The sequence below is a fragment of the Quyinboa sediminis genome, from assembly GCF_042219855.1.
Taxonomy (GTDB): Bacteria; Bacteroidota; Bacteroidia; order Bacteroidales; family UBA5342; genus JBHJHP01.
On sequence record NZ_JBHJHP010000018.1, the window covers coordinates 1 to 5,063 of the forward strand.

Consider the following 5,063-nt stretch of genomic DNA (forward strand, 5'->3'; position numbering starts at 1 on the left):
AGTTTTGGTTATTTAGAAAACAACTACATCACTTTATTGAGTATGATTGAATATAAACCAAATGAATTTCATGTCGTGAGATTTGTATTTAATAAAAACAACAGTAGAATAATCACTTATATCGGAAAATAAATTACGGTGGCTAACACGCGGTGCATAGTGCATGCGGTTCTTTTAACTTGCAAATCCTTATGCATCCTGGCGTCGTTGTCGGCTTGACAGTCAACACTTCGTGGGACAGTCAACCGCACGACACCATACCGCGGGAACGTTGTAAAGCATAATGCTGACCGACCTAAAATATTTGACACTTAAAACTGACTTTAATGCAAGAAAGATTTAATAGATCTGTGATTGTTTTATATGATTTCATTAGAGATCCATTTAAAAATTCAATAGAAGACGTAGAAGATGATAAAAGTTTAGTTTTTATAGCTTCATTATTATCTGGATTTACAGTTATTGCAAGATATTTATGTTCACCAATGAATGATTGGGTTTCTGTTGCTTTCCTTTTAGGCGGATTGCTTTTAACTCCATTGTTTGGACTTTTAATTGTACATTTTAAAGGGGCGATATTTAGCTTATATCTGGGATTTTTTGCATCTAAATTTATTAATGAGAATTTATTTAATTTACTTAAGTCTAAACAAATAATGACATTTTCCACGATTGGATTAATTGTTTCATCGGTTCCAAGCCTGACAAATGTTGGAATTTTAATTGGACTATTGATTGAGATTTTGGGAATTTATAGATTATTTCAAATTGACTTAAAAAAATCAATACTTATTGCAATTATATATCATGCACTCTGGTGGGGACTTATATATTTAATTGCAAAAGGAACAGCTTGGATTTAAAGATAAATTACGCTTTACAACACGCGGTCATAGTGCATGGCAGTACTTTTAAAACCAAATAACTCAACGTTCGCTGCCTGCTACTTTCGTCCTGACAGTTCCTATCCTATCGGACAGAAACTGCCACGACACCATACCGCGGGAACGTTAGGTGCAACCGTCATTAAATTGACTGTCAATTTTAATTTAGTTGCTGCTCTTAGCTGGTTAGACGTTAATTTGCCAACGCTTTATTTAAATGGTGCTTAGAGTTGGCGGACACCGGATTAACGTCTCCCCTATGCTGGTCTTTACGTTTGAGTAGTTAGGGTGTGATCTTTAAACTCAAAGTTGTCGCAGCAACTTTCCTTAGTACCAGGAAAGTTTCGTGTTTTAGGTTTTCAGATTAACGACAGGGAAATTGAGCGGGAAAGATGACCAGATCTTACAATCTCAATGCGGGCAGACAAAGAAACAGCAGCACCTAACACACGGTCATACTGCATGGCAGTTATTTTAAACAAAACATATCAACGTTCGCGGTAAATCACTTTTGTCCTGACAGTTCCTTTCCCGTCGGAAAGAAACTGCCACGACAGCATACCGTGGGAACGTTATGGCCAATTAAACAGCGACACTGCATGAGAAGTAACATTTTGATTATTTGTTGTTTGATTCTAAGCATTAATAGCTTTAGCCAGAATATAATTTTCAACGAGAATGGAAAAGAGCTTCCCCAAAAGATTCGTTTAAAAATTGCCACGGACAGAGAATCATACAACCTGGGAGACACTATTTGGATTGATTATTCTTTTCTAAATATTTCAGATAGTACACAAGAAATATTGATTAAAGAATATTGGAATCATCCGATGGGCATGACGGCTTCGATTCTTGATGAAAATGATTCAAGTATATGTAAATATCCTACAAGGACTTATTATTCTTCAACTTTATTTTTTGAGAAAGACCTCAAAGATTATTATAAATCTATCAAGCCTAATTCTAAGATAAATGGCAAAGTTGCTTTACAGAGTATACCAGCATTTAAGGATTATATAGAGAATGGACTAATTCCAAAAGGGAAATATTCCATTAGTTTAGGTTACTATATTTTACTGTCAAATACTTTAGAGATTCATATTAAGTAATGAGAAGACTAAATTCAAAACAAAAAATTTTACTGTTTCGGATAGGATTAATTGTAACGGGATTTATAAATACTCTATTGCAACTTAATTCATGGATTTTTATTCTTTATTTTTCTCCTTCTCCATTATCATCGGAGATTGGAAAATTCATTATATACATACTAATTTCACTGATTGGAATTTTCTACAAAAAGATTTATCAACGATTATTGATTCTTAGGATTATTTCATTGAGTTTGATAATTGAGAGATTGATTGTTTATATAATTTATCCAGATTATGAATTTTGGCTATTTACACTGATTAATTGCATAATTGGACTGATTATAATAATAACTACATTTGAAAGAGAAATAAAATTAACTGGCCATAACACGCGGTCATAGTGCATGCGGTTTTATTTTAATTTGCAAATCCACATTCCGTATGCCGTCGTTTTCTGCTTGACAGTCTCCACTTCGTGGGACAGTCAACCGCACGACACCATACCGCGGGAACGTTAGTGTGCATTAATAACAACGATATATATGATAAATAAACTAATACCATTTCTATTAATTATTTCATTTATTGGCTGCAATGAGATTAAAGAAAAAGTAGCAAAAATTGTTATTGATTCCTCAAAGCTTTCAAATATCACTGTATATGATTACAAATTTGAAAATGAAAAAATTAAATCAGAGATTGCTAAAACCTATACATTAATGTTTGGTCAGATTATCGATTCTATGATCGTCCAAACCAATTATAAGTTCAATGATAAAGGGTTATTAATAAAAGAAACTTCTAAAGCTGACTTCGAGGAGAAACCATCATTTCATATTTACGATTATGATTTAAAAGATTCTTTGATTCTTGAGATAAGAATAAATCAAGATGGAGATACAACTACTTGGGATGAGTATGCATATTTTCCAGATGGTAGGAAAACTATATTCCACAGAGATATTTTTCCTCACTTTGATCCAAATCAGGATATTATGACAGCAATGGAGAATCCAAAAATGGATACGTCATTTTATAGAAATGAGTTTGAATATAAAAACAACTTATGTATTAGTCAAAAACGATACAATAATGAAGGAAGACTATTAAAAACAATCATTTTTGAGTATGATAATAATAAATTAATCAAAGAGAATCATTTGACTTATTTTAATTCCATAGAATTGACTGAGAAAATTAAATTTTATGATTATTCCAAATCAAAAACAAAACCTGATTACTATTCTATTGACTCAAATAATGATACTTTGGAATTTAAGATAAATACATTCGATCCAGATAAATTAACCAAAATTGCATACATGAATGACTATGGTAACGTTTATAACGAGGAATATTACGAAGACGGATTATTAATAGGGACAATTGATTATGATAAACAATTCACAATGAATAAAATAATATTCATATATGAGTATGACAGAAATGGAATTTTAACAACTGAAAAAACATATAGAGAAAAAATTAACGCACACTAACACGCAGTCATACTGCATGGCAGTACTTTTAAATAAAATATTACAACATTCGCGGGCTGTCGCTTTTGTCCTGACAGTTCCTTTCCAGTCGGAAAGAAACTGCCACGACAGCATACTGCGGGAACGTTAGTGCCAATTTAATAAAGACTATACGACTTATTTGATAATGTCAAAACATAGCATAAGACTTCGAAAGAAAAGTGTTCTCCGAATAATGAAAAGTGGAATCCTTTATCCTACAGTCTTATTTCTTATAATACTTGTAATTCTCGTTAGTCTTGAAAAGATTTCATTAGATGAAATTTACAGTAACTTTAATATTTGGGTAATTACTTGTTTGGCAATTATTGGTATTTCTGTAATCTTACTATTTGAATATTTGATTTTTGCAATTGACCGAAAAATCATAATCGGAGAAAAAGAGATTAAAATTTTAAAGAAAACTAAAATAGAAAAAACATACAGAAAATCAGATATTGAGAAATTAATTGAATACGGAGAAACATTTAATTTTCATTACTTTCCCTGGAGCAGTTTTAAGTATGGAGTTCTTAATTTTAATGATGGCTCATATTATATCTTGAATTGTTTACAATTTGAAAATATGAATAATCTGGTCCCAAATAATAAATATGAGAAAAAGAGGAATCTTTTTCCAAGTATTACTCTTTATCATATCTATAGATTTTTTGCAGACAGAGACTGAAAATAAAATAAGAAAAACTGGCACTAACACGCGGTCATAGTGCATGCGGTTTTATTTTAAATTGCAAATCCTATTTCCGTATGCCGTCGTTTTCGGCTTGACAGTCTCCACTTCGTGGGACAGTCAACCGCACGACACCATACCGCGGGAACGTTGTGTTTAATGTGAAAAAGCCAAGTATGAAAGAAACATTCATAGCAATTTTATTAATACTTATATGTAATTGTAATTGCAATCCACAAAACCTGCAACTTAACAAGACATATGCTGAAAGTATTTTGTTAAACGTTTCAGATTCCACATTCATTGATACAACTTTGACGTTTCAGAACCTTGTAGATTCTTCAAATTCAAAAAGAATCATTGTTACAGAACAAAAAACGGTTGGAATTAAAACATTGAATAATACATGGAATTCAAAATATATTAAAACCTATTTCAAATATCTTGACAGGTTAAACAAGTACGCATTTTTTTCATATGAAGTTGAAAATTCAAGTGTGACAATTGCCAGATTCTATCTTTGTGATAGAAAATCGATGCAGACTGTTGAAATGACACGCTTTAAATTAGTTGATGAGATTATTATTGGTATAAATATTTTACCTTGCTGCAATGACAAATTTGTTCCAGTTAATGAATTTGATAATGCGAGATTTGATTTAATTGACCAAATAATTAATGAATAAACACTAAACACAACACACGGTATAGTGCATGGCAGTACTTTAAACAAAACATATAAACGTTCGCCGGCTGTCACTTTCGTCCTGACAGTTCCTTTCACGGGTGAAAGAAACTGCCACGACACCATACCGCGGGAACGTTGTGTGTAACCCTGAAAAAACAAGTGTACACTGGAAAGACTAGGGAAACATAA

Annotated in this window: 5 protein-coding genes; all 5 read left to right on the top strand. The window is 32.0% G+C overall.

The genetic code is table 11. The features are described from left to right. Positions 1–326: 326 nt before the first annotated feature. The 5 genes from ACE1EF_RS19775 to ACE1EF_RS19795 all read left to right on the top strand — a co-directional run bounded on the left by ACE1EF_RS19775 (position 327) and on the right by ACE1EF_RS19795 (position 4,872). Positions 327–863, top strand: coding sequence for a hypothetical protein (locus ACE1EF_RS19775; protein WP_375722439.1), 537 nt, complete (start codon positions 327–329; stop codon positions 861–863). A 620-nt stretch (positions 864–1,483) separates the two neighbouring features. Then, complete coding sequence (locus tag ACE1EF_RS19780) at positions 1,484–1,993, top strand: hypothetical protein (protein WP_375722440.1); 510 nt, start codon at positions 1,484–1,486, stop codon at positions 1,991–1,993. Positions 1,994–2,520: 527 nt separating this feature from the next. Next, on the top strand, positions 2,521–3,477 hold the full coding sequence (locus ACE1EF_RS19785) for a hypothetical protein (RefSeq protein WP_375722441.1): 957 nt from the start codon (positions 2,521–2,523) through the stop codon (positions 3,475–3,477). Positions 3,478–3,691: 214 nt separating this feature from the next. Continuing rightward, entirely contained in the window at positions 3,692–4,183 is a 492-nt protein-coding gene (locus ACE1EF_RS19790) for a PH domain-containing protein (protein ID WP_375722442.1), read from the top strand. Positions 4,184–4,362: 179 nt separating this feature from the next. Next, entirely contained in the window at positions 4,363–4,872 is a 510-nt protein-coding gene (locus ACE1EF_RS19795; RefSeq protein ID WP_375722443.1) for a hypothetical protein, read from the top strand. The last annotated feature ends 191 nt before the right edge of the window (positions 4,873–5,063 follow it).

Excerpts from the sequence above, each read along its gene's own strand:
- ACE1EF_RS19775 (WP_375722439.1), top strand. The coding sequence starts at position 327 with ATGCAAGAAAGATTTAATAGATCTGTGATTGTTTTATATGATTTCATT.
- ACE1EF_RS19795 (WP_375722443.1), top strand. The coding sequence starts at position 4,363 with ATGAAAGAAACATTCATAGCAATTTTATTAATACTTATATGTAATTGT.
- ACE1EF_RS19785 (WP_375722441.1), top strand. The coding sequence starts at position 2,521 with ATGATAAATAAACTAATACCATTTCTATTAATTATTTCATTTATTGGC.
- ACE1EF_RS19780 (WP_375722440.1), top strand. The coding sequence starts at position 1,484 with ATGAGAAGTAACATTTTGATTATTTGTTGTTTGATTCTAAGCATTAAT.
- ACE1EF_RS19790 (WP_375722442.1), top strand. The coding sequence starts at position 3,692 with ATGAAAAGTGGAATCCTTTATCCTACAGTCTTATTTCTTATAATACTT.